The 23,482-nt window shown below is 65.2% G+C and carries 21 protein-coding genes and 1 tRNA gene; 8 read left to right on the forward strand and 14 right to left on the reverse strand.

Going from position 1 to position 23,482, the window contains the following annotated elements; all coding sequences use genetic code 11:
* Window positions 1-2 precede the first annotated feature (2 nt).
* From AC4JJG_RS15715 to AC4JJG_RS15730, 4 genes are read right to left on the reverse strand one after another with little or no spacing between them, the layout of a single operon-like run.
* Window positions 3-1,283: an NAD(P)/FAD-dependent oxidoreductase gene (locus tag AC4JJG_RS15715; protein WP_495398517.1), complete on the reverse strand. Its 1,281-nt coding sequence runs from the start codon at window positions 1,281-1,283 to the stop codon at window positions 3-5.
* A 10-nt stretch (window positions 1,284-1,293) separates the two neighbouring features.
* Window positions 1,294-1,485, reverse strand: coding sequence for a ferredoxin (locus AC4JJG_RS15720; RefSeq protein WP_495398516.1), 192 nt, complete (start codon window positions 1,483-1,485; stop codon window positions 1,294-1,296).
* A gap of 16 nt (window positions 1,486-1,501) precedes the next feature.
* Entirely contained in the window at window positions 1,502-2,791 is a 1,290-nt protein-coding gene (locus AC4JJG_RS15725; protein WP_495398515.1) for an MFS transporter, read from the reverse strand.
* Window positions 2,788-3,681, reverse strand: coding sequence for an alpha/beta fold hydrolase (locus AC4JJG_RS15730; RefSeq protein WP_495398514.1), 894 nt, complete (start codon window positions 3,679-3,681; stop codon window positions 2,788-2,790). The genes AC4JJG_RS15725 and AC4JJG_RS15730 overlap by 4 nt, the downstream gene beginning before the upstream one ends.
* A 119-nt stretch (window positions 3,682-3,800) precedes the next feature.
* Between AC4JJG_RS15730 and AC4JJG_RS15735 the strand changes: the two genes are divergently transcribed.
* The gene (locus AC4JJG_RS15735) at window positions 3,801-4,403 is read left to right on the forward strand and encodes a TetR/AcrR family transcriptional regulator (protein WP_495398513.1); all 603 of its coding nucleotides are present in this window, start codon (window positions 3,801-3,803) and stop codon (window positions 4,401-4,403) included.
* 18 nt (window positions 4,404-4,421) lie between these two features.
* Here AC4JJG_RS15735 and AC4JJG_RS15740 read toward each other — a convergent pair whose 3' ends face one another.
* From AC4JJG_RS15740 to AC4JJG_RS15750, 3 genes are all read right to left on the reverse strand, one after another.
* Window positions 4,422-5,906 (reverse strand): flavin-containing monooxygenase, encoded by a 1,485-nt coding sequence (locus AC4JJG_RS15740; RefSeq protein ID WP_495398512.1) that lies wholly within the window; start codon window positions 5,904-5,906, stop codon window positions 4,422-4,424.
* Window positions 5,903-7,276: a cytochrome P450 gene (locus AC4JJG_RS15745; protein ID WP_495399578.1), complete on the reverse strand. Its 1,374-nt coding sequence runs from the start codon at window positions 7,274-7,276 to the stop codon at window positions 5,903-5,905. Before AC4JJG_RS15745 ends, AC4JJG_RS15740 begins: the two co-directional genes overlap by 4 nt.
* A 293-nt stretch (window positions 7,277-7,569) precedes the next feature.
* Window positions 7,570-8,466, reverse strand: a complete 897-nt coding sequence (locus AC4JJG_RS15750; protein WP_495398511.1) for a LysR family transcriptional regulator — start codon at window positions 8,464-8,466, stop codon at window positions 7,570-7,572.
* Window positions 8,467-8,538: 72 nt separating this feature from the next.
* Between AC4JJG_RS15750 and AC4JJG_RS15755 the strand changes: the two genes are divergently transcribed.
* Entirely contained in the window at window positions 8,539-9,474 is a 936-nt protein-coding gene (locus AC4JJG_RS15755; RefSeq protein WP_495398510.1) for a DMT family transporter, read from the forward strand.
* On the opposite strand, the gene AC4JJG_RS15760 is transcribed toward AC4JJG_RS15755, so the two are convergent.
* Window positions 9,423-9,770: an alpha/beta fold hydrolase gene (locus tag AC4JJG_RS15760; RefSeq protein WP_495405789.1), complete on the reverse strand. Its 348-nt coding sequence runs from the start codon at window positions 9,768-9,770 to the stop codon at window positions 9,423-9,425. The two genes, AC4JJG_RS15755 and AC4JJG_RS15760, sit on opposite strands and share 52 nt — an antisense overlap.
* 2,757 nt (window positions 9,771-12,527) lie before the next feature.
* Window positions 12,528-13,121 (reverse strand): MspA family porin, encoded by a 594-nt coding sequence (locus AC4JJG_RS15765; RefSeq protein ID WP_495399576.1) that lies wholly within the window; start codon window positions 13,119-13,121, stop codon window positions 12,528-12,530.
* A 759-nt stretch (window positions 13,122-13,880) separates the two neighbouring features.
* On the opposite strand from AC4JJG_RS15765, the gene AC4JJG_RS15770 reads away from it, so the two are divergent.
* Window positions 13,881-14,765 (forward strand): hypothetical protein, encoded by an 885-nt coding sequence (locus AC4JJG_RS15770; RefSeq protein WP_495398509.1) that lies wholly within the window; start codon window positions 13,881-13,883, stop codon window positions 14,763-14,765.
* A gap of 390 nt (window positions 14,766-15,155) precedes the next feature.
* On the opposite strand, the gene AC4JJG_RS15775 is transcribed toward AC4JJG_RS15770, so the two are convergent.
* From AC4JJG_RS15775 to AC4JJG_RS15785, 3 genes are all read right to left on the reverse strand, one after another.
* Window positions 15,156-15,674: a hypothetical protein gene (locus tag AC4JJG_RS15775; protein ID WP_495398508.1), complete on the reverse strand. Its 519-nt coding sequence runs from the start codon at window positions 15,672-15,674 to the stop codon at window positions 15,156-15,158.
* A gap of 132 nt (window positions 15,675-15,806) precedes the next feature.
* A tRNA-Ser gene (locus tag AC4JJG_RS15780) sits at window positions 15,807-15,891 on the reverse strand.
* 12 nt (window positions 15,892-15,903) lie between these two features.
* On the reverse strand, window positions 15,904-16,362 hold the full coding sequence (locus tag AC4JJG_RS15785; RefSeq protein ID WP_495398507.1) for a MarR family winged helix-turn-helix transcriptional regulator: 459 nt from the start codon (window positions 16,360-16,362) through the stop codon (window positions 15,904-15,906).
* Between the two features lie 207 nt (window positions 16,363-16,569).
* Here AC4JJG_RS15785 and AC4JJG_RS15790 point away from each other — a divergent pair, with 207 nt between their 5' ends.
* Window positions 16,570-17,535, forward strand: a complete 966-nt coding sequence (locus tag AC4JJG_RS15790) for an NAD(P)H-quinone oxidoreductase (RefSeq protein WP_495398506.1) — start codon at window positions 16,570-16,572, stop codon at window positions 17,533-17,535.
* A gap of 6 nt (window positions 17,536-17,541) precedes the next feature.
* Here the strand turns inward: AC4JJG_RS15790 and AC4JJG_RS15795 are convergent, their stop codons facing one another.
* Window positions 17,542-18,738, reverse strand: coding sequence for a cysteine desulfurase-like protein (locus tag AC4JJG_RS15795; RefSeq protein WP_495398505.1), 1,197 nt, complete (start codon window positions 18,736-18,738; stop codon window positions 17,542-17,544).
* 51 nt (window positions 18,739-18,789) lie between these two features.
* Here AC4JJG_RS15795 and AC4JJG_RS15800 point away from each other — a divergent pair, with 51 nt between their 5' ends.
* From AC4JJG_RS15800 to glfT1, 4 genes are read left to right on the forward strand one after another with little or no spacing between them, the layout of a single operon-like run.
* Complete coding sequence (locus tag AC4JJG_RS15800) at window positions 18,790-19,335, forward strand: bacterial proteasome activator family protein (protein WP_495398504.1); 546 nt, start codon at window positions 18,790-18,792, stop codon at window positions 19,333-19,335.
* Window positions 19,336-19,363: 28 nt separating this feature from the next.
* A complete protein-coding gene (gene wzm / locus AC4JJG_RS15805; protein ID WP_495398503.1) occupies window positions 19,364-20,224 on the forward strand; it encodes a galactan export ABC transporter permease subunit Wzm/RfbD in 861 nt (286 codons plus the stop codon).
* Window positions 20,225-20,234: 10 nt separating this feature from the next.
* A complete protein-coding gene (gene wzt / locus AC4JJG_RS15810; protein ID WP_495398502.1) occupies window positions 20,235-21,053 on the forward strand; it encodes a galactan export ABC transporter ATP-binding subunit Wzt/RfbE in 819 nt (272 codons plus the stop codon).
* On the forward strand, window positions 21,050-21,967 hold the full coding sequence (glfT1, locus tag AC4JJG_RS15815) for a galactofuranosyltransferase GlfT1 (protein WP_495398501.1): 918 nt from the start codon (window positions 21,050-21,052) through the stop codon (window positions 21,965-21,967). Before wzt ends, glfT1 begins: the two co-directional genes overlap by 4 nt.
* A gap of 100 nt (window positions 21,968-22,067) precedes the next feature.
* On the opposite strand, the gene AC4JJG_RS15820 is transcribed toward glfT1, so the two are convergent.
* On the reverse strand, window positions 22,068-23,423 hold the full coding sequence (locus tag AC4JJG_RS15820) for an MFS transporter (RefSeq protein WP_495398500.1): 1,356 nt from the start codon (window positions 23,421-23,423) through the stop codon (window positions 22,068-22,070).
* Window positions 23,424-23,482 lie beyond the last annotated feature (59 nt).

Here is a 23,482-nt window from a genome sequence, read left to right on the forward strand (position 1 = left end):
GTTCACGCGCGGCTGAGGGTGGCGGCCCGGGCCGCGCCGCGTTCGGCGGCGAAGACCAGTGCGTCCGCCCGGGAGGTGCGCCGGGCGATCATGGTGCGGTACTTCATCGTGTCGGCGGGCAGATTGAGCAGCAGCGCGCCGGACAGGTGATCGCCGTCGAAAAACAGTGCTGCGGCAGGCGGATCCGCCAGACCGCCCTCAACGACGACGTGGTCGGGGCCGGCGGCACCGACCAACTGCAGCGTGATGTCCGACAGATCCGACCAGAAGTAGGGCACCGTCGCGAAGGGCCGACGATCAGGTCCGAGCAACGCGTTGGCCGCGGCCGCCGCCCCCTGCTCCGCGGCCGCGGTCCAGTTCTGCGTCCGCATGGGCAGACCACCGGTCGCCGCGTTGGGCCAGCGGGCCACATCGCCCGCCGCGAACACATTCGATGGTCCGGCACACAGGAATTCGTCACAGAGGACGCCGTCGGACACGTCGAGACCCGATCCCTGCAACCAGCCGGTGCGTGGGCGGGCGCCGATACCGGCCACCACGACATCGGCGTAGAGCCAACGGCCGTCGTCCAGCACCACCCCACCGACCCGTACCGATCCGCCGGACTCGTTGCTTTCGATGCGGGACACGCCCACACCGCGCAGCACGCGTATGCCGCGCTGCTCCAGCAACAGGCCCACGACGAGCCCGAGTGGGCCGAGGGCACGGCGAAGTGGGATGGTGTCCGCCTCCACGATCGTCACGTCGATGCCACGAGCCGCGGCGGTCGCGGCGACCTCGGAGCCGATGAATCCGCCACCGATGACGACCAGGTTGCGCGCGGTCGCGAGGTCCGCGCGGAGGGCGACCGCGTCCTCGACGGTCCGCAGCCGATGGACGCCGGGCAGTGCGGCGCCGGGGAGTCCGGCGGGCAGCGGCAAAGCCTCGGCGCCGGTGGCGATCACGAGCGCGTCGTAGCGCACTTCCTGGTCGTCGATCCGGAGGACATTGCGGTCGGTGTCGAGTCCGGTGGCCGGGGCGCCGAGTCGCAGATCGACGCCGAGTTCGCCGCGCAGGTCGGATTCGGTGCGATACGTCGACGGCAACCATCTCTCCGCGGTGTCCCCGGCGGCCAGCGCCGCCTTGGACAACGGGGGCCGCTCGTACGGACAGTGCAGTTCGTCGCCGATCAGCGTGATTCGACCGGTATGGCCGCGGCGCCGCGCGGCCTCGACCGCTTTGAGTCCGGCGACGGAGGCACCGACCACGACGAGGTGTTCGGGCGGGTGCGAATGTGTTGTCATGAACGGCATTTCAGGCGATGGTGTTGAGTACGAGGTTGGGGCAGGACGCGGCGGCCTCGCCGACCTCGGCCCGCGCGTCCTCCGGGATCTCGCCCTCCGGAGCGACGACCAGGCCGTCCGCCCCGACCTCGAACCAGTCGGGTGCCATCGACTCGCAGACGCCGAGTCCTGCGCACAGGGGACGATTCACGTTGATTTTCATGGGTTTTCCTTCCGGATCAGGGCTGGGGGAGTAGCGCGGTGGACGGTCGGCGCGCCGCGAGGACGGTGACGGCGAGGGCAAGGACGATCAGCGCGATGCCGACCGCGAAGGCGTCGTGAAATCCGCCGACGAGGGCGTTTGGTGCGCTCGAGCCGGCGTCGGCCGCTCGGCGATTCCCGGCGGTGGACACGGCGGCGAGAACCGCGACGCCGACCGCCGCACCGACCTGCATGGTCGTGTTCGCGAGCCCGCCGACCAGCCCGGCGTCGCCGGGCCGCGCTCCCGACATCGCCAGGACCGACAGGCTGGGCAGCGCCAGCCCCATGCCGATCCCGATGAGGCACATGGCAATTCCGATGGCGGGCAGGTAGTCGGTGGTCGTTCCGGAGCGGGCGAACAACGCCTCCCCCGCGACGAGCACCACCAAACCGAGCGCGAGGGTGCGGTGCGCCCCGAGCCGGGATACCAGACGGCCCGCGAGCGTGAACGCGATCAGCGCGTTGAGCGCCTGGGACGGCAGATAGGCCAGACCGACCTGGAACGGATCGAATCCGCGGACGTCCTGGAAGTACAGGACGCCGAGGAAGGAGATGCCGAACATTCCGGCGAAGGTCAATGCCTGTGCGACATTGGCGGTGACAACATGCTGTTGCCGAAAGATACCCAGCGACAAGGCATTCGGTCGTGTCGCGTCGGACTCTCGACCATCACGGGGCACGAGTCGGCAGGCGGCAAAGGCAGCGGCGATCCCGATCGGCACATTCACCCAGAAGACCCCCTGCCAGCCGAAGACCTGTACCAGCAAGCCGCCCACCAGCAGACCCACCGTGCCTCCGACCGCGGAGGTGCAGGTGTACAGCGCGATCGCCCGGGCCCGCTCGCCGGGCTCCGGATAGAGACCGGCGATCAGCCCGAGGATGACCGCGGAGGTGAATGCGGCACCGGCGCCCTGCACGATCCGCGCACCGACCAGCAGTTCCGGCCCGGTGGCCAGACCGCAGACGAGGGTCGCCGCACTGAATACGACCAGTCCCGTGACGAAGATCCGCCGCCGGCCGAATACGTCGCCGAGGCGTCCCGCGGGCAGAAGCAGGGCACCCAGCGCGATGAGGTACCCATTCAGTACCCAGGCGAGGCCGGATTGATCGACGTCGAGATCGGCGGCGATGGTGGGCAGCGCGACGGTCACGATCTGGGCGTCCAGCACCATCATCAGCATCGGTACGCACAGCACCGCCAGAGCGGCCCCGCGGGCGCGTCCGGTCGCCTCGGGCGGCCGGTATTCGGTCTGCAGAATGTCGTTCATCGCCGACCGGGGGCGTTCGATGCCGCGAGATGATCGCCGATCATCGTGGCCAGTTCGGGCCAGACACCACTCGGCAGATCGTGTCCCAGGCCGGGGATGATGCGCAGGCGCGCGGTGGAAATCGCCCGAGCCGTCGCGTACCCGCCCGACGGCGCCACCATGAGATCGCGGTCGCCGTGGATCACCAGAGTCGGCGCCGCGATCCGGCGCAGTTCGCGGGTGCGGTCCCCGGACGCCAGGATCGCGCCGAGCTGCCGGTTCGTCGCCGCGGCGGCGCCCGGATCGCGCTCGAACGACAGTCGGGCGGTCGCACGGACGGCGGCCTCGTCGAAGGGAAAGCCGGCCGACGCGATGTGGCGCAGTCCGCGCACGGCTCCGTCGGCGGCCTCGGCGGCAGTACGCGGAGGTCGTGCGGTGAGCATGTGCAACCACGTGGACGGTGCTGGCCGGCCGATCTTCGCGGCCCCGGTGGTGGACATGATCGAGGTGAGCGAGGCCACGCGCGTGCCGAAGCGGGCCGCCACCGTCTGGGCGATCATGCCGCCCATCGACACACCGACGAGATGTGCGCGTTCGATACCGAGCGCGTCGAGGAGTCCGACGGTGTCCCGGGCCATGTCGAAGAGCACGTACTGCTCGGGATGATTGCCGCGGAAGACCTGGAGGGTGCTGGGTGTGAAGTCCAGGTGGGTCGAGAGTCCGGCGTCGCGATTGTCGAAGCGGATGACCTGGTGGCCGCGATCGGCCAACAGCCTGCACAGAGCGTCGGGCCAGGAGTGCAGCTGCTGGCTGAGGCCCGCGATCAGGACGACGGGCACGGCGTCGGAGTCACCGATCCGATCGTGTGCGAGCCGGATGCCGCGGCCGACGGGAGTGATGGTTTCGGTCATGATTACCTCGGGTGGGACAGACGAACGAGAGCTGGCGGTACGCTGGCGTACCAGAGCTGGACGTGCGGAATGGATGCGGGCGTGATGGAGATGGCGGAACGAATCGTCGGGGTGGGCCGGTGAGTGAATCAGGATCCGGCGAGGGCGACTTCCGGGATGTCCAGAATCGGCGTCGGGTGCTCCACGGACTGGCCGCGGCGATCCGGGCGCAGGGCTACGACGAGACGACCGTCGCCGATGTCGTGCGCTTCGCCCGGATCTCCCGGCGCACCTTCTACCAGCACTTCGAGCGCCTCGAGGATTGCTATGTCGAGTTGATGCGCACGGAGAACGCGCGCATCGTCGAGGCGATCGCGGGGAGCGTGCTGCCCGGTGCGCCGTGGCGAGAGCAAGCGGTCCGGCTCGTGCGCGCGTGGGTCGCGGCGTCGATGGCCGAGCCGGAACTCGTCCGCGGCTGGGTACGCGAACCGCGCGCCCTCGGCGACGGTGCCCGAGAGGTGCAGCGCGAGATCCTCGACTCCTTCACGGTGCTGCTGCACCAGGTCACCGATGCCGACGACTTCCGCGCCGAGGGCATCGCGCCGCCGTCGCGGCACACCTCGGTCCTGCTGCTCGGCGGCCTGCGTGAGCTGATGGCAACCTCGCTCGAGGACGGCGTGGACGCCGAGACGGTGACGACAGCAGCCGCCGACGCGGCGATCGCGCTCCTGGCGATGGGGTGACATGTTCCGGGCCATGCGTCAGACCCGAACGTCGGCGCCGGTCGATGAACGGCTTCCCGAGAAGGAGAGGTTTGCCTCCTCGACCGGTGCGTCCCGCAGCGTCGCCTTGTCGACGCGATAGCTCATCACCACCTGCCACGGACCCGATGTGCCCGCGCGAGGGAACTCGTTGATGGAGCGCTGAATGTAGCCGGCCTGCAGACCGAGTAACGGAACGGTCTCCATCCCGGGTTCGCGCACCGGGACGAAGGTCGAGTGGCCACGAGCATCCATGTGGGCGATCACCTTGCACAGATACTCGGCGACGAGATCGGCCTTGAGAGTCCACGACGCATTCGTGTAGCCGAGTGTGAAGGCGAAGTTCGGCATCCGCGTCAGCAGCGCTGACTTGTACGCCACCTCCTGACCGGGATCCACGTTCTCACCGTCGACCTCGAAGGTCATCCCTCCGAAGCGCAGCAGGGAGAGCCCGGTCGCGGTGACGATGATGTCGGCGGGCAGTTCCTTGCCCGACTCCAGCCGGATTCCGGTTTCGGTGAACCGCTCGATGCGGTCGGTGACGATCGAGGCGTGTCGTTGACGGATCGCCGCGAAGAGGTCGCCGTCGGGCACCACACACATCCGCTGATCCCACGGGTTGTAGCGCGGATTGAAATGGGTCTCGACGTCGTAGCCGGGCGGCAGCTGCTTCGCGGCACCCTTGAGCACCATCGATCGCACGGTCTCCGGGCGGCGCCGGCAGAACTGATAGAAGGCCGAACCGAATGTGGTGTTCTTGAGCCGGATCAGGCTGTAGGCCCGCTCCTCGCCGAGCCATGCGCGCAGTTTGTTGCCGATCACATCCTGACTCTTGAGCGTCGAGATGTAGGTGGGCGAGCGCTGCAGCATCGTCACGTGCGCGGCGGTCTGCGCCAACGTCGGCACCAGGGTGACCGCAGTGGCACCGCTGCCGATGACCACGATCCGCTTACCCGCGTGGTCCAGGTCGGCCGGCCACTGCTGCGGATGAATGATCTGGCCGCGGAAGTCTTCTGAGCCTTCGAACTCCGGGCTGTGGCCCTCGTCGTAGCGGTAATAGCCACTGCACACGTGCAGCACCGCGCAGGTGTACGTGACGCGCTTCTTGCCGCGCAGCGCGCGAACCGTCCAGCGCGCCTGACCGCTGTCCCAACTCGCGCCGATCACCTTGTGGGAGTATCGGATATGGGCGTCGACCCCGCCCTCCGCGGCCGCCTCACGAATGTAGGCGAGGATGCTCGGACCGTCGGCGATCGCCTTCGGCTGCGTCCACGGCTTGAAGCGATAACCGAGCGTGTGCATGTCGGAGTCTGAGCGAATACCGGGATAGCGGAACAGATCCCAGGTGCCGCCGAGATTTTCCCGGGCCTCGAGGACCGCGTAGGTCTTTCCGGGGAACGTGGCGGCGAACTGGCGTGCGGCGCCGATGCCGGACAGCCCGGCGCCGATCACGAGATAGTCGAAATACTCTGGGGCGCTGGTCATGCGGAGGTCTCCATCTTGGTCGCGGCATCGGACGGCGCCGACACCGCCTCGGCGGCGGGCTCGCTTCCGACGAGGGGGGTCGAGCGTCGATGCACGACGGCGAGTCCACCGTGCTTGGGCGCCCAGGAGATACCGCGGGAATGCCACGGCTCGTCGGGTTCGGTCGTCGGTTCGAGTTCGAAGTCGCGCAACAGGGTTCGCAGTACGACGGTCATTTCCATCTGGGCGAAGGCTGCGCCGATGCATCGACGTACGCCGCCGCCGAAGGGAATCCAGCTGTAGACGTCGGCCTTGGCTCCCACGAACCGGTCCGGATGGAAGGCCTTGGCGTTCGGGAAGAGCTCTTCGTTGTCATGCATCAGGTTGATGCTGGCGAGCACGACCTTCCCCTTGGGCAGGGTCCATCGCCCGAGCTTCGTGTTGTCCTCCCGGGCCCGGCGACCGGTGAAGTCGATGACCGGGCGGATGCGCTGCACCTCGGTGATCGTCGCCGCCCGGAGTGCTCCTTCACCTGCGGCGACCTCGGCTTCGAGCCGGCGCAGGATCTCGGGGTGCCGGCGCAGCCGCTCGACGGCCCAGGCGAGGGTGGTGCCGGTGGTCTCGTGACCGGCGGCCAGCATGGTGACGAGTTCGTCGGCGATGTGACTGCGGGAGATGGCGGTTCCGTCGTCGTAGGTCGACCGCACCATCATGGCGAGCACGTCCGTACGCTCCTCCAATTGATCGTCGGCGAGCGCCTTGTCGATCAGGCGGTCGATGAGGGCGTCGTAGCGGGCGCGCATCCGGCGATACTTACCCCACGGTGCCAGGCCGAACAATTCGACCTGCGGGATCGGCAGTGCGACGAGCATCGACCCGAGTTCGACGACCTCGGGCATGGTGGTGCGCAGCTCGTCGAACTCGTCCCCCTCGGCGCCGAGCACCGCGCGCAGGATCGCGTTCAGGGTGATGTGCATCATCGACTCCATCACCGAAAAAGGCTTGCCCTCAGGCCACTTGGCCATCTCCCGAACGGCCTCCTCCTCGATGATCCGCTCATAGGTGACGAGATTGCGGCCATGGAAGGGCGGCACCAGGAGCTTGCGCTGGCGACGATGATCGGCTCCGTCGCGGGCGAACATCGAGCCCGGCCCGAGGATCTTGCCGAGGTTGGGTTCGATCGGCCCGAAGGCGTCGTCGGCGTTCATGAACAGTTCGCGCACCTCCGCCGGATCGCTGATCACCACGGACTCCCCGTAGATCGGCATCCTCAGCGTGAACGCGGAGCCGTGCTGCTCGGCGAGACGGGCCATGGTGCGACGACGGTCTTTCACCGCCCACCAGGCCTGGACGAATGACGGGGCCCTCGGGCCGGTGGGCAGGTCGATCATGGTCACGGCGCGGCCTTCCTCGAACGGTTGGTACGTTGGCGTACCAGACAGACGGTACGTGAGCGTACCAATTTGTGCAAGGGGTCACATTCACTCCGTGCACGTCATGCGGCCAACACCATGACTGCACGGGCCACAGATTTCTTACGTCATGGCGAGGCCGACTGGATATTCCAGTTCACTTGTCTGTCAGGTGAATTCGGTGTGAGCAGCGCCGGTTGATCGCGGCACCCGACGTGCAGACGTCTGCACTACCGGTTCATCTGATGTGGAGATTCGCTGAGTACTGCCGTCTATCCGAAGCCGGCGGCGATGGCGTCGACCAAGGCGGCGACGGCAGGACGTGCCGTCGAAGCACGGCGGACCACACTGAGTGTCCTGGTGATCTCAGGAGTGGTGTCGCACAGGATGATTTCGTTCCCGCATTCGGGTTGTGACAGATCGGTGACCAGCGCCCACGCAAGCCCCTCGCGGACCAGAGCGAGCGCAGTGGCGAAGTCGTTGACCTGATACGCAATCCGAGGTTCACGCCCCTCCCCTGTCGCGGCCACCAACTCACGCAAGCCCAGTGATGGGTCACTGCCGTCGGCGCACGTGGCCCACGTCGCCTCGGCGAAGGCGCTCGCGGGGACGCGACCGGCCTTCGCGACCGGATCATCGGCAGAAACGGCGACGCGCGCACGCTCGACGTGCACGACCTCGGCGACGAAGCCGCTACCCACTCGGCGCGGCGCGGTACTCCAGGACTCGGCGACCACCAGGTCCAATTCGTCGCGACGCAGCTTTGGCAGCAGGTCCACGGTGTCGGCGTCGATCACCTCCGGACGACTGCGCGGATGCCTGCGGACGAACGCACCGAGGACCGGCGCGAGACTACGCAGGACAGTCCCCGAAGCGCCCAGTCGAATAGGTCCGCTGATCTCGTCGGCCAGCGCCTCGATCTCCGCTTCGGCGGCATGTACCGCCGCTTCGACCTCGCGCGTACCTTCGGCGAGGATGCGTCCTGCGACGGTGAGCCGGATGCCGCGACCATCGCGCTCGACGAGCCGTGTGCCGAGTGTGTTCTCCAGGCGCCGCAGGTGATGTGACACAGCGGGTCCCGTCAGGTGTAACTCCGTTGCCGCAGCCGCGAGACTGCCGTGTTTGGCTACGGCGGCGAACACCCTGAGTCGATCCCACGAATCGATCATTCAGCCAGATTACGCAATACAGCAAGCAAACATCACCTGGACTTACCGAATGATTGTCGGGAAGGTGGAGGCATGGTCGCCCTCACGACTGCCCGCACCGGAACGCTGGCACTACTGGGTGCCGCTCTGTGCCTTGGGTTTTCGTCGATTCTGGTCGAGGCCGCCGACAGTGAGCCCGTCACGGTCGCCATGCTGCGTGCGGGTCTCGCCGCGATCATGTTGCTGCCACTCGCCATCGTCGAGTTCCGGCGGCTGGGCCACCCGCCACGGCGTCAGATTCTTTTCGCAGCGGCAGCCGGCATCGCACTCGGCCTCGACTTCAGTTGCTGGAACATCAGCATCGCCGGCGCGGGCGCCGGAATCGCGACCGTGCTCATCAACGTGCAGATCGTGGTGATGCCGCTGCTGGTGTTCGCTGTCGATCGCGTGCGCCCGCGCCGAACGACCTGGTTCCTGGCGCCACTGATGCTCGTCGGTGTCGCACTGGCGGGCGGACTCCTCAGCCCCGGCTCCGGCACCGCTCCCAGTGCGGTCGGCGTCCTTGCCGGCGTGATCGCCGGTGTCGGCTACACGATCTACCTGTTCCTCATCCGTCGCGGCTCCTCTGATCAGAACCATTGGCCGACAACGGTGCTGACGGTCGCGTGCACGTCCGCGGCAGCGACTGCGGCACTCATCGGCGCGGCGACCGGCACGCTCCGAATGCCAGGCACCCCACGATCATGGCTGCTGATCGTGCTGCTGGCCTTCGCCGGTCAGGTGCTGGCATTCGCTCTGATCAACAAGGGGGTGACGCTCCTTCCCACGCATCTGAGCGGCGTACTCCTCCTGCTTCCATCGGTCTTCGCACTCCCCCTGGCCGCACTCCTGCTCGGCCAGGTGCCGTCGACGACGCAGATCCTCGGATGCCTCCTCATTCTCGGCGGCGCCGCGTTCGTCGCCCGATCACGACCGCACTATCCGGACGACGCCCAACGGGCAACCGCAGCGGCGAAGGCATCGGGTTGATCCACCCACGGATAGTGTCCGCAGTCGTCGATCATCTCGATCGAGCCGTGGGAGAAAATCTTGGCAAGAGCCCGCACCGGCGCGTTGCCGAACAGCAGATCCTCCGCGCCGCCGATGATGTGGACCGGCATCGTCAACGAGCGGATTCGGTCGAAGAGATCCTCGGGCGGTTGAGTGAAGTAGAACGCTCGCATGTGGTGGGGCGATGCCCCTCCGGACGAGTTAGACATCTGGGCCGATCTGCGCTCCCACTGGGCGAAGGCAGTTGTCGTTCCGACCAAATGCGAGCCGCACATACGTTTGTCCAGCAGTCTTCTGAGTCAGGAGGTAAACCGGGTCTGCGGACGTGTCCGCAGGCTGGGCCAGCCTATTCTATTTGTATGTAGATCACACCTGCTTGTCTGATCTGGTCACGCAGATTTGCCTTTCGAGTATCGAGATTGGCGGTCGGAAGCTACCGAGATCCGCTGGCTGTTCGGATAGGCCTATGCGCGCCCGATCATGTCGGGGTGTGAACAATACACCTCGAGCCTTGTCAGTTGATGTCGGTTGCTAACCCTCCCCTGCCCCGCTACGTCAGTTTGGATCGTGCCGTCGTGAAGTCGCAAGCGCAATCCCGGCCTGCCACCCCGGCGCCCAACCGCCCTGCGGCGGAACCACTCCGTCAGCCGACATGTCAGCCATGACCAAGAGCCAGGACACCACAGAGTTCGAGTTCCACATATCGTTGACGACTCCGACATTTCGTCCCCATGTCAGCGACGGGACGTCCCGAACACTGCTGACGAGGGCCTGCGACTTGGTGCGGTCAGTCGTGAGCACTACCGGCCCGCCCACCGCGTAAGACCGGTCGGGGATCGTCCCGTCAGCCCAGCACCGAACCTCGTAGCGAAACAGTCGCCATCGTCCCAAAGCCCGTAGTCCCACGGGTCCGCTGACCGCCACACCGCGGTCCAGTCCTAGGGGTGCACTCCACGCTGGCGCCATCTCGATCACGTATCGCGTGCCGTCGACGAGAGTCACCTCCATGGCGGCGTGAAAAAGTGGACGTGGATCACGCCGAGCCAACCGTGCCTGGATTAGCTCCCACCACCGACTCGTGTGGCGCACAACCCGCCCGCCAGCGCCTACCGGTATCCACCAGAGCACCACTGCCGCCGAAGCGGTCTCATCGATATCCGCCACCGCATCGGCCTCCCGGTCACGTCCTCGGCAGGACCGCCAACTCAGAGCTCCAGTTCAACGGCAATGACATTAGCTGTCGACAAGCGGACAACCATCCGACACCGTCAGAAGCGTCTCAGGCCGTGCCCGAGCAGAACGAGTCCGATTCGGGCGACACCCCGACAGTTCATGTCGTGTCCCTCATCCCGCGCGGACAGCGGTACCACCAAATGCATCAGGAGCACTTAGCTCGCACCCCGTCCTTATAGCGTCACCGCCATCTCCGTAGCTCCAACTTCACTGTTGGAGCGAAACCGCCGGAAGCTACCGAAGCTGATGGGAGCGGCCGATCAGCATGTGTCAAGTCGCCACTTGTTCGACACCAAGGACCACTGAGTCGGCTTACCTTCGAGTTTGGCGTTTGAGTATGGTTGGACAGTTTGCGGGCTGAAGCGCTTTCCGATCGGCATTGTAAAATACTTCCAGCTACCCGGATCCGTGAGTGGTACCCCAGGAATCGCACGAGCCAGTCCGTCGATCGGATTCTTCATTTGGCATCGCGAAGTCAGCAGAGAGTATACATCGCCAGCATTGCCTCGATATGCAGATACATAGAACCGCTTCGCGGTCATCTGTAACAGAACCTGCAGATCCTGATCGGTGAGCTGACCTCTCGAAGGGGCAGCCTGCGCTGCCGGCTCATCGCTTTGAGCCGAGTGGATACCTACAGCCGCAAGAACGATAGCTGAAATTGCCAACACAAGCAGTACGGGTTTAATTAGAGTCGCCAGTTTCGTCGAGGTCATCAGTCTCCCTTTCCTCTAGCCTTGTTGGCGTACGCAAGTAGCCCAAATGTCGAGATAACGATGCTTGCGACTAACCCTTTCGCGAAGCTCTTCAATCCTGCCGAATCTATAGAGAATATCACTGCCGTGTACAAAGCCAGGCTGAGAATGAATGCCGCGAGAACACTCAACAATATCGACACTGCCCTCATCTCACTCGGTCGGCGCCGTCGCTTTAGAATCAGGCTGCCGACTGGGTATATGGCCGCGATCCCAACCACGATCCCGATCACGAAATTTACCTCAACCCCGGTCATCGCTGCCGAACGGCCTGACCCGGAATAATTAGATATGTCTCATTCGGGTCAACGCTCGCTCCGAAAGCACTGTAGGTGATTGCCAGATGCAGCTGGGCACCCTTCGGAAGCTCAGGCGTGTATTTAAAAACTTGATTGAATACGTACTGACAAACCGCCCCGCCGATGAGCCCCGCGACAGGCCCGGCTCGCATCGCCAAGAGAATCAGCCCGCATGCCACTCCACCGGCTAGCGGACCGGCTTCTTTGTAGCTTTCCCACATTTTTTTCGTATTCTCTTCACTAAATGTGTGCCTCCATTGCCTGCACCCAGACACCTTATTGCACAGAATACCAGCTTCAGTGCGGCCTGGCGCTTGCTTGAGAGGTCCTCGTGGCACCGGCACTATCGGTGATGCGCCAGCTGGCGGGATGTCAGTGGGTGCGTGCCCGCCGATGTCTGGCCCGTCTGGTGCGGGGGTCGCGGGTTCGCTGGTCCCACTGGGCGCAGTCACCGACGGCAAAGGCGTGGTCGGCGTTGTCGACGGCCCGGGATCGTGGCACGTATACGGAACCGGGGGTGGAGGCGCTTCAGCAACAGGTTTTCCGTTCGCTGCCGACCACGATGCCGCCCAGGCCGCGTTATAGGTTGCCGTCTCGCGCTTGCAGCGTTCGGCCGGAGTCTCGGCACCAGCGTTGGTATTAATCGCCATCGTAAGGAGCAACGCAACTATCGCGATAAAAATAGCGCTCAGGCGGAAAGCAGGGATCTTGGCCAGGTTCCTTCTTGACATCACTGCCATACCTTTCACAACCACATCCGAGCCGAGTACACGTTGAGAGTGTCGTCGGCAGTCCGGGTGGACACCGAGAAACGAACGATGACGCGTACCGTGGTTGGGCCGACACATCCGTTTACACGCAGATGGACACGCTTGGCGCGAATAGATGCCCGATTCGTGTTTAACGTCTTCTTACCTAGTGAGAACTCGGTGACCTTGCCTGCTCTGAGCCTTGACGAGATCGACGGGCTAAGAGACGCTGATCCGCCAACCGATGCCGACGGAAGTCCACTGATAGTCACACTAGCTGTTGGTCCAATGGATGATCCAAGCCCCAACGTGGCGCCATCGGAAACGTCGACCTGACACCCCACGACTAGAAATTGCTCAACAATCCCAGATAACACCGGCTCGGAAGGTCTGCGTCCTGCGGCTGGAGTAATGAGTGCGCCGACACGAGACGTGATCCATCCCTCTCGGGACGCGAAACTGTTGGCAATATTGGACATCGGGTTGACTATGAGCTCAGATGCTCGCAACTCGAGCTTCCAACCATCGTCAGTGACAGTTTGATCGAACTTTGATGCCAATGGCGTCGGTTTTGCTGACGCTACTCCCATTCCGGCGGTAGCCGGAAGTGCCAATGTCAATGACGAAAGTAGACCTAGAATTACCCGCCGCGTAAAATGCAATGTCCCTCCAGAAGCTGTCTCTATCAGTGCAGCAATCCCGAACGAGTTGGTGTCTGACCGACCCGTGACTCGCGAATTAACCCCGGATGCATTTCTAGTTTCCGGGCTTCCACTATTGCGACTCCGATTAGCTGCGGCTCCGATTAGCCGAAACCATATTGATGACTCAGTTGGTGTGCAACTTCTCAGCCAACTTTGCTATGCCGCTCAACTGTCATTGTGTATACGTTCGGATACATGGGACGGGAACCCCTCGGCTCGAAATGACAGCGTTCCAACCAACAAACACACTCGGGCTTCACGTCCCCGCATAGTCTGCGTAGTTCGTCCAATGATTCAGCGTGGCGGCTTTCTGATGCCAGCTACCAGCGAAAATACCACCGTCCTCCACAAGCATCGCTTCGGCACTCAACTTATTGCGATGATCCTGAATCGACACTTCTGAAGTGGTCGGGGCTGATGCAGCCGCGCCAGCGCGACGTTGATTTCGGGCCATTTCAAGCGCACAGATATCTTACTCAAAGGTATATCCCTTGAATGACAGTATCGGGCATGGCGCGGTCCAGCCTCGAGTCTCGTGGAGTGGCGCAACAACTACAGTCCGCTGGACGTAAATCGCATAGGCGAGAACGCAGTTGAACGATCAGTCGAGTCGCCGGCATTTGCCTGCGGCAATACCGTGAGCGGATGGCGAAAGAAGCGGTGGCCTGCACCCACATGAAGTGCGCGAAGCGCGACCGGGCCGAGCAGATCGCGCTCGATGTCATAACCTCCCGCACCGGTCTGACTTTCAGCCGAGTCTGCGAGGTAGAGCGCCAGGGGGCGGTCCCCGATTTCAGGTCGGCCTGTTCGGCGGTAGCGGTCGAGGTGAAGTGGCTAACGAGCGCTGCGATGCGGTGGCACAACGTCAAGTTGGACGAAGCATTCGATGGAGAACACTTCCACCCGATGCAGTCGTTGCGGGAGACCTGGTTGTTGGTGATGGACACGACCGAGGCCCGCGAGACATGGGGCACGCTCCGAAAGCCGAGGTTCGACACGATGCTGCCTGATCTTGAAGCCGCGCTCGCCCGAATCGAAGCCGAAGGGTCGGGCGGGTTCTGGCGAAACAGTGCGGTGACGGCCGCCGTCGGTTATCCGGTGAGTGGAAGTGCCGTGCCGCCACCGTCGTCCGGTGAGCAACCACTCGGGCCGGGCGTGATCCTGAGTGAAGGCTACGGTGGGGCGCGCTCGACCGATCTCGATATCGACATGGTCGGATTCCTCAACGAGTGGCTGGCGTCGGAACGCGCGACGAATGCGCGAAAGTCGCTGGGTCCCGAAACAGGTCGGCGGATCTTGGCGCTCGTCGCAGACAGTTCCGGTCCAGCGAAGGAGATGATTGCCACGATCCGAGACTCCGAGGTGGCGCCTAGTGCTCCCCTGGAGCTTCCCGACGAGATCGACGAAGTCGTCGTGATCGCGTGGCCACTGCAGGTCGTGCTCACCTTCAGTCCCGCCAAGGGATGGGAACGGGAGCCTCTGCGCCGCTTAGACAGCTCCCGAGATGACTCGCCGGCCTGTAGTAGCTGAGGTTCAGATCGCAATCAGGTTTGATAGCGGTGGAGGTCACCGGAGATGCCAACAGGAACCCGATCCGCCATCGTGAGTGCTCCTACCGACGCCGTTCGTTCCGTACGCGCCCACTGTATGCGGCCAATCCGAAGGTTGAATCACAACCGTGTAATTCGGTTCGGCGTGTCGTCAGCGTGCATTCGACCAAGGTCACTGCTTAAAAGTCACACAGCCGGTCGAGGGAAGCCATCTCGGCGCGATAGGTGGCGAGCGGTCTGCTGCGTCGTACGTGGTTCGAGCGCGCCGCGGCACAACGGGTTCCCTTGTCAGTAACCAGCGAGCGAGACCACGCGACCATGAGTGAACCGTCCTGGGTGAACAGGTCACCGGCGTGGATCACTAACTGCCCTACGACCCGCCGATCACCACAATCACCTGAGTCCGCCCCTCCGCGGCGATGACCGCGATCCCGTCGTAATAGAAGGGCCGCGCGGTGTTGGTGCGATCGGTCCCGGTGACGCTGAACTTCGCCCGCGTCTGCGGCGTGCACGTCACCCACCTCTGCTCACGAGCGACGCCGAGAATCCCCGCGGCGCAATCGAAGTCTTCGAACTCGGAGAACGCGCCGTCAAGTGACGTGCCCGTGTACGCCGCTTGCAGCAAGCGCGGGTCCTCGAACACCGCAGCCGGAGCGTCGTAGAGGAGGTCGTAACCGGGGCGTCCCTGGAATGCCACCGGATGAATCCTCCCCGCTGTGAACCGGAACCCCTCTGGCAATTCGATGTGCCGCTGTTCGATCGCCTGCGCGGCGTCCCCGGCGTCGATGTCGCGGGAGCTGAGGTCCGGGTTGGCGAACGGGTCGCAAGCAGTGAATAGGAGCGCGAACACTGCGCCGATAGACGCCCCGAGTGCACGCCCCAGTCTCATATGGTCACGGTACCGACCGAATTGTGGCGCGATACCCGCTGATCGTATTTCGGCAGGCACTATGAATGGGTCACCGGAACGGAAAGAGAGGCGGCTTCCGGTTGCCCGGAAACCGCCTCTGACCTCAGGCAGCGGAAGCGGAGGGATTTGAACCCCCGGTGGTTTTACCCACGCTCGCTTTCAAGGCGAGTGCATTCGGCCGCTCTGCCACGCTTCCCTGCCGCACAGGCTACTGGAGCGTGCGCGTCAGGCTGTCACCCACCTTGCTGTAGATGTGGTCCAGCGTGCGGACCTCTTCCTCGTCCAGCTGATCGAAGAGCAACTGTCGCACCCGGGCGGAATGTGTCGTGGTCGCCTTGGTGACCACGTCGCGTCCGTCCTGGGTGAGCCGCACGAGGCGGCTACGACCGTCATTCACTTCGGTGAACTGCTCGACGTATCCGAGCGCGACCAGCCGGGCCACCTGACGGCTGATACCGCTACGCGACACCAGTCCCTCCTGCGCCAAGTCCGACATACGCTGCGGTCCGTCTCGCAGGATGTTGATCATCGTGCGGTATTCCGCGTAGCTGACCCCGTCCTCGAGAGTCAGACGCTCGTCGAGAAATCCGACGAGACGCATTGTCTCGACCATCATCGACGACCACACGCGCAGTTCGTCGTCCACCATGCCCTCGGGTACAGGCATATTCCCTCCCCTGTCTCCCCGACCCATCCCGCTCGCCCATGAATCGCATTGGTCCCCAACGCTTTAGGAAGCGATCCCACTGTGCGGCGCCGAACTCCCCCGAACCCCCAGAACTGCGTCGCACAACCGACTCATAAGCGAGTGAAACCGAGTGTAACCAATTGGGAGCAGTTACCGGTAACGGGTTCGTGTGACAGCATCGAAATCATGCGCGCAGTTGTCCACATGGAAGACCTGTCTCTCGGCACCGTGCCCGATCCGGTGGCCGGCCCCGGCGAGGTGGTGATCGATGTCGTCGCGGCCGGCGTGAACCGCGCCGATCTCCTGCAGCGGCGTGGGCTGTATCCGCCCCCGCCCGGCGCCTCGGACATCCTCGGACTGGAGGTGTCCGGGCGCATTTCCGCAGTTGGGGACGATGCGGGAGAGTGGAAGGTGGGCGACGAGGTGTGTGCGCTGCTGGCCGGCGGGGGCTACGCGGAGAAGGTCGCGGTGCCCGCGGTTCAGGTGCTCCCGCGGCCCGACGGGGTCACTCTGGTGGACGCCGCGGCTCTGCCCGAGGTGGCCTGCACGGTCGCCTCCAACCTGCTCGCCACCGCGCACCTGACGGCAGGCGAATTGGTTCTCATTCACGGCGGGTCGAGCGGCATCGGCACGCATGCCATCCAGGTGGCGCACGCACTGGGTGCCCGCGTGGCCGTCACCGCGCGCACCCGGGAGAAGCTGGAACGCTGCAAAGCGCTGGGCGCCGACATCCTGATCGACTACTCGACCGAGGACTTCGTGACCGTGATGCAGGGCGAGGGCGGCGCGAACGTCATCCTCGACATCATGGGCGCCGCCTACCTGCCGCGGAACGTCGACGCGCTCGCCACCGGCGGCCGCCTGGTGATCATCGGCATGCAGGGCGGCGTGAAGGGCGAACTGCCGATCGGCACGCTGATGGGCAAACGCGGCGCGGTGTACGGCACCACGCTGCGGTCCCGGCCGGTGATCGGCCAGGGATCGAAGGCCGATGTCGTCGCGACGACCCGCCACGACACCTGGCCGCTCATCGACGAGGGCAAGGTCCGGCCGATCATCGACTCGACCTTCCCGCTCGCCGAGGCCGCTGCCGCGCAGGCCCGCCTCGACAGCGGCGACGCGATCGGCAAGGTGCTGCTCACCGTCGGGTAACCGGCGTCAGCCGAGTGAGCCCAGCGCACGCACGAGGTGATCGACCTCGTAGGGAGTCGAATACGGTCCGAGTCCGATGGTGACGGCTCCACCGAAGTCCCGCGCGCCCATCCGGTCCAGCGCACGGCTGGGCACGTCGGCGAGGGCGCAGATGCCGTTGCCCGCCAGCCTCCGGACGACACGGTCGGCCGGCACGCCGTCGAAGGTGAAACTGACGACCGGGATGCGGTCCTCCACAGTGCCCACCATGCTGATCTGATTGAGGTGCTGCAGCGTCGTCGTCAGATAGAAGGTGAGGCGCTGGAGGTATTCGTAGACGCCGTCGAGCGCGGTCACGAGTCGCCGCCTCCGTTTGCCGATGGCCGCCTCGTCGAGGTTCGCGAGATGTTCCACGGATGCGACGACCCCGGCCAGCAACGCACCCTGATGCGGTTCGAGTTCCAGTCGTGCCGGGCCGGTGGCGCGTGGATCACTGGAGATGGACCGCAGGGTGTCGATGGTGGACGCGTCGGCGAAGGCCATCGCGGCCACCCGGGGACCACCCCAGCGTTCCGCGGACACCACCACCACATCGGCACCCAGCGCCTTGATGTCCAGCGAAAGATACGGCGCCGCGCTCGTCGCATCGACGACCAGCAGCGCACCCGCGGCGTGCGCTTTCTCGGCGATCGCCCGGACGTCGGTGATCGAACCGAGCGTCGACGACGCCAGGGTCACCGCGACCAGCACGGTGCGCTCGTCGATCAGGTCGTCGTACTGCCAGGCGGGCAACGCCCCGGTCTCCACGTCGATCTCCGCCCACCGGATCTGGCCGCCGAGACGATCGGCCACCCGGAGCCACGGCGCGATGTTGGGTTCGTCGTCCTGCCTGCTGAGGACGACGTTGGCGCCGAGCCAGCGCGTGGGCACGATCGCCTCGGCCAGTCCGCCCACCAACATCGACCGCGACGATCCGAGGACGACGCCGGACGGTTCGGCCGCCACCAGATCGGCGATCGCACGGCGCGCCCCGTCGAGTACTTCGGCCGACGCCTGCGCCGCCGGATACACCCCGCCGGGCGCCGAGGCGAGCCGACGGAAGCCGGCCGACACCGCGCTGGCGACCGAGTCCGGAATCTGCATGCCTGCCTGCGGATCAAGATGAATCCAGCCGTCGCCGAGCGAGGGAAACAGTCCACGCACGTGTGCGACGTCGAAGGCCATGGATGACACCTTAGACGTGGCCTTCGGCCCAACCGGGGCACAATGGGGCTCATGACAGGACCGTTCGGAGGCAAGGACCCGCAAGCAGGCATCCCCGGTGCACCGGCCGGAGACGAGGAACCGATCGTCATCGTCGGGGGTGACACCGCGGCCGACGGCGACGGCGACGACAAGAGCGTTGCCGACATGGTGGAGCAGCCGGCGAAGGTCATGCGTATCGGCACCATGATCAAGCAGCTGCTGGAAGAGGTACGCGCCGCTCCGCTCGACGAGGCCAGCCGCAACCGGCTCCGGGAGATCCACGAATCGTCAATCCGCGAACTCGAGGACGGGCTCGCCCCGGAACTCCGGGAGGAACTCGAACGCCTGGCGCTGCCCTTCACCGACGACGGCACGCCGTCGGATGCCGAACTCCGCATCGCGCAGGCACAGTTGGTCGGCTGGCTCGAAGGTCTGTTCCACGGCATTCAGACCGCGCTGTTCGCTCAACAGATGGCCGCCCGGGCGCAACTCGAACAAATGCGGCAAGGCGCGCTGCCGCCCGGCATGCCCGGCGGGCCGGGACATCAAGGTCCCAGCACCGGCCAGTATCTGTGACCGCCGTGTGTCAGTAAGCTGGCTCCTCGTGTCATCGGTTGTCGACGAAGAAACCCCCGCGCGCCCGGAGGTTTCCGATTCCCGCACCTTCAAACGTGCGTTCCAGGACCTCTCCGAGGGACTGGCGAATCGGGAGCTGTGGCTGCACCTGGGCTGGCAGGACATCAAACAGCGCTACCGGCGCTCCGTGCTGGGCCCGCTGTGGATCACGGTCGCCACCGGTGTCACCGCCGTCGCTATGGGCCTGCTCTACGGCGAGCTGTTCGGCATGGACATCAAGGTCTTCCTGCCGTACGTGGCGCTCGGCTTCATCTTCTGGAACTTCATCCAGAGCTCGATCCTCGACGGCGCCGAGGTGTTCGCGAAGAACGAGGGGTTGATCAAACAGATCCCGGCGCCGGTCAGCGTGCACGTCTACCGGGTGGTGTGGCGGCAGCTGATCATCTTCATGCACAACATCGTCATCATCGTGGCGATCTTCATCATCTTCCCGCCGCATATGACGTGGACACAACTGATGGTGATCCCCGCGTTGATGCTGTTCGTGCTGAACTCGGTGTGGGTGTCCATCGTCTTCGGCATTCTGTCGACCCGCTTCCGCGACATCGGTCAGTTGCTGACCACCGTGGTGCAGCTGGTGTTCTTCATGACGCCGATCATCTGGACCACGCACAGCCTCGGCAAGACCAGCGGCGAGTCGTCGTCGCGACTGAAGCTGGTGGAGATCAACCCGATGTATCACTACCTGGAGATCTCCCGAGGCTCACTGCTGGGCAACGACGTCGCCTTCTATCACTGGGCAATCGTGTTGGGCTGCACCGCCGTCGGCTTCCTGATGGCGCTGCTGGTGATGCGTAACTATCGTGCCCGCGTGGCGTACTGGGTGTAGGGCGGACGACATGGCAACTGGCAAGAGCACCGGCGAGGTCCGGGTCGACACGTGGGACGCCTGCGTCGACTTCCCGATCTTCGACGCGAAGACCCGTTCACTGAAGAAGTCCGTCATCGGGGCGGCCGGCGGCGTCATCGGGTCCACCGACTCGAATGTGGTGGTCGTCGAGGCGCTGAAGGACATCAATCTCCATCTGCGGCACGGAGATCGGATCGGCCTCGTCGGGCACAACGGCGCGGGCAAGTCGACTCTGCTGCGCCTGCTGTCCGGGATCTATGAGCCGACACGCGGCTCCTGCCGTATCCGTGGCCGCGTCGCACCGGTCTTCGACCTCGGCGTCGGCATGGATCCGGAGATCTCCGGCTACGAGAACATCATCATCCGCGGCATGTTCCTGGGCATGAGCCGCAAGGAAATGCTCAAGAAGATCGACGACATCGCGGAGTTCACCGAACTCGGCGACTATCTGCAGATGCCGCTGCGCACCTATTCGACCGGCATGCGGGTCCGTGTCGCGCTCGGCGTGGTGACGAGCATCGACCCCGAGATCCTGATCCTCGACGAGGGTATCGGCGCCGTCGACGCCGAGTTCATGAAGAAGGCCCGCGTCCGCCTGCAAGCTCTGGTCGAGCGCTCAGGAATCCTGGTGTTCGCGAGCCATTCCAACGAATTCCTGGCGCAGCTCTGCGACCGCGCACTGTGGATCGACCATGGCCAGGTTCGCATGGAGGGCGGCATCGAAGAGGTCGTCGAGGCCTACGAGGGTCCGGCCGCGGGCGCGCACGTCCGCAAGGTGCTCGCGGACCTGGAGGCCAAGGAGTCGTGACCACCGAACGGGTCATCGCGGTCGTCGTCACCCACCGTCGCGCGGAGTTGCTGGCCGAGTCGCTGGCCGTGGTCTCGAGTCAGCAGCGCCCCGTCGACCATTTGATCGTCGTGGACAACGCCGACGAACCCCGGGTGGCCGAACTCGTTGCCGCACAGCCCATTCCCACGACGTACCTGGGTTCGCAACGCAACCTCGGCGGCGCGGGCGGCTTCGCGCTGGGCATGCTGCACGCACTCGCCCTCGGTGCCGACTGGGTGTGGTGCGCCGACGATGACGGCCGACCCGACGGCCCGCTCGTCCTCGGGACGCTTCTGGAATGCGCGCAGCGCCACGACCTCGACGAGGTGTCACCGGTCGTCGCCAACATCGACGATCCGGACACCCTGGCCTTCCCGCTGCGGCGCGGATTGACGTGGCGGCGCAAGCGATCCGAGCTCTTCGCCGACGGTGAAGCACACTCCGATGATCTCCTTCCGGGCATCGCATCGCTCTTCAACGGCGCGCTCTTCTCCGCGCGCGCACTCGAATACGTCGGCGTGCCCGATCTGCGACTGTTCTTCCGCGGCGACGAAGTGGAGATCCACCGGCGGCTGCAACGATCCGGACTGCGCTTCGGCACCTGCCTCACCGCCGGCTACCTGCATCCCGACGGCTCCGACGAATTCCGTCCGATCCTCGGCGGCCGCATGCACACTCAATACCCGGACAACGCGACGAAACGGTTCTTCACCTACCGCAACCGCGGCTACCTGATGAGTCAGCCCGGGATGCGTAAGCTACTCCCCCAGGAGTACGCCCGCTTCGGCTGGTATTTCCTTGTGCAGCAACGTGATCCGAAGGGCTTCCTGGAATGGATGCGCCTGCGCGGCCTCGGCCGCCGGGAGCGTTTCCGCCGCCCCTCGGACCGCTGATCGAGTAGGCGCCGAGCGTAGCGAGACCCGTTCTTCGCTGATCGAGTAGGCGCCGAGCGTAGCGAGGCTCCGTATCGAGATCCGCTCCACGGCCGACACGTCAGCGACACAGCACACCGACGATCAGCGCGCAGACGGCCGAGACGACCGCGGCGAGGATCGCGACGACGTTCCAGCCGGACACGATGCCGCCGCCGGTGGCGATCACGCTCGCCACGCTCACGCCGACGGTCGACCCGAGGTAGCGGGCGGTGTTGTTCGCACCCGCCCCCATGGCCGCGCTGTCCACCGGCACGGTGGCCACCGCCTGTCGCGCAAGTCCCGTGTTGAGCAGTCCGGATGCGATGCCGCACAGGAACATTCCGGGCAACAGGCGGACTGTGTTGTCGCCGTCGGACAGGCCTGTGAGCGCCGCCAGACCGATCGCCACTCCGGTCAGGCCGAGCATCAACTGCGTCGCCCCGCTCAACCGCCCGGAGATCCGGACGAACTCCAGCGCGGCCACCGCACTCGTCGCCGACCAGGCGGCAAGGACCGCCGCCGACCTCAGCGTCGACTCGCCGAGCCCCGCGACAATGACGGTGGCGGAGAAGGACATCGCCGATATCACGCCCAGCCCGGTGCCGAAGCCCGCGATCGTCGCACCGAGGAACTGACGGTGACGGAACAGCGACGGATCGACCAGGCGGGCGGTTCCGAGTCGCTGACTGGCGATGAGCGCGACGACCAGGAGGCCCGCGACCAGAAAGAGGATCACCGCAACACGCGGACCCGACGCACGGATCTCCACGATGGCGGCCACCAGCGTGCCCAGCAACGCGGTGAGCAGGATGAAGCCCACGAGGTCGAGCCGCCTCGATGTGGTGACGGTGCGCAGCCCGATCAGCCACCGATTGGCCGCCAGGAGAATCCCCGCGCCGCCTGCCGCCAGTAGCGCGTAGAACCACCGCCAGCCGTCTACGAGGTCGAGAAGACCGGTGAGCAGCGGCCCGAGGGCGATCCCCGCACCCATGGCGACGCTCCAGCCGGTGGCGGTGGTGGCGCGATGCCGGTCATGCGCGGCCACCGCTGCGGTGAGACTCAGTCCGGTCGCGATCAGCCCCGTCGCCCCGAATCCCGCCGCCAGACGCGCCGCGACGAAGACCGGCGTCGTGGTCGCGACCGCGCAGATGATGTTCGCCGCGGTGAAAACTGCGGCACCCCAACGAAAGACACGTAGCGCACCGACCCGGTCGGCCACCGCTCCCGCCACCAGCAGGGTCGCGGCCAGGCCCGCACTCATCGACGCGAGAATCCACGTGGCACCGGCCGGCGAGGCATCGAAGGCACGGGTGAGTGTCACCGCGTTACCGAGCGGCCCCGCATAGGCCAGCATCGAGACGAACGTGCTGACCACGACGATCGTGAGGGTCGCGCGGTAGGTCGATCCACCGGCCACCTCTACAAGTCTGGTCACCAGACCATTCCTATCAGGTTATCGGTCTGATGAACAGACTTGTTGCCGTATCATTTCGT

This window comes from Gordonia sp. B8661-1, from assembly GCF_059427765.1.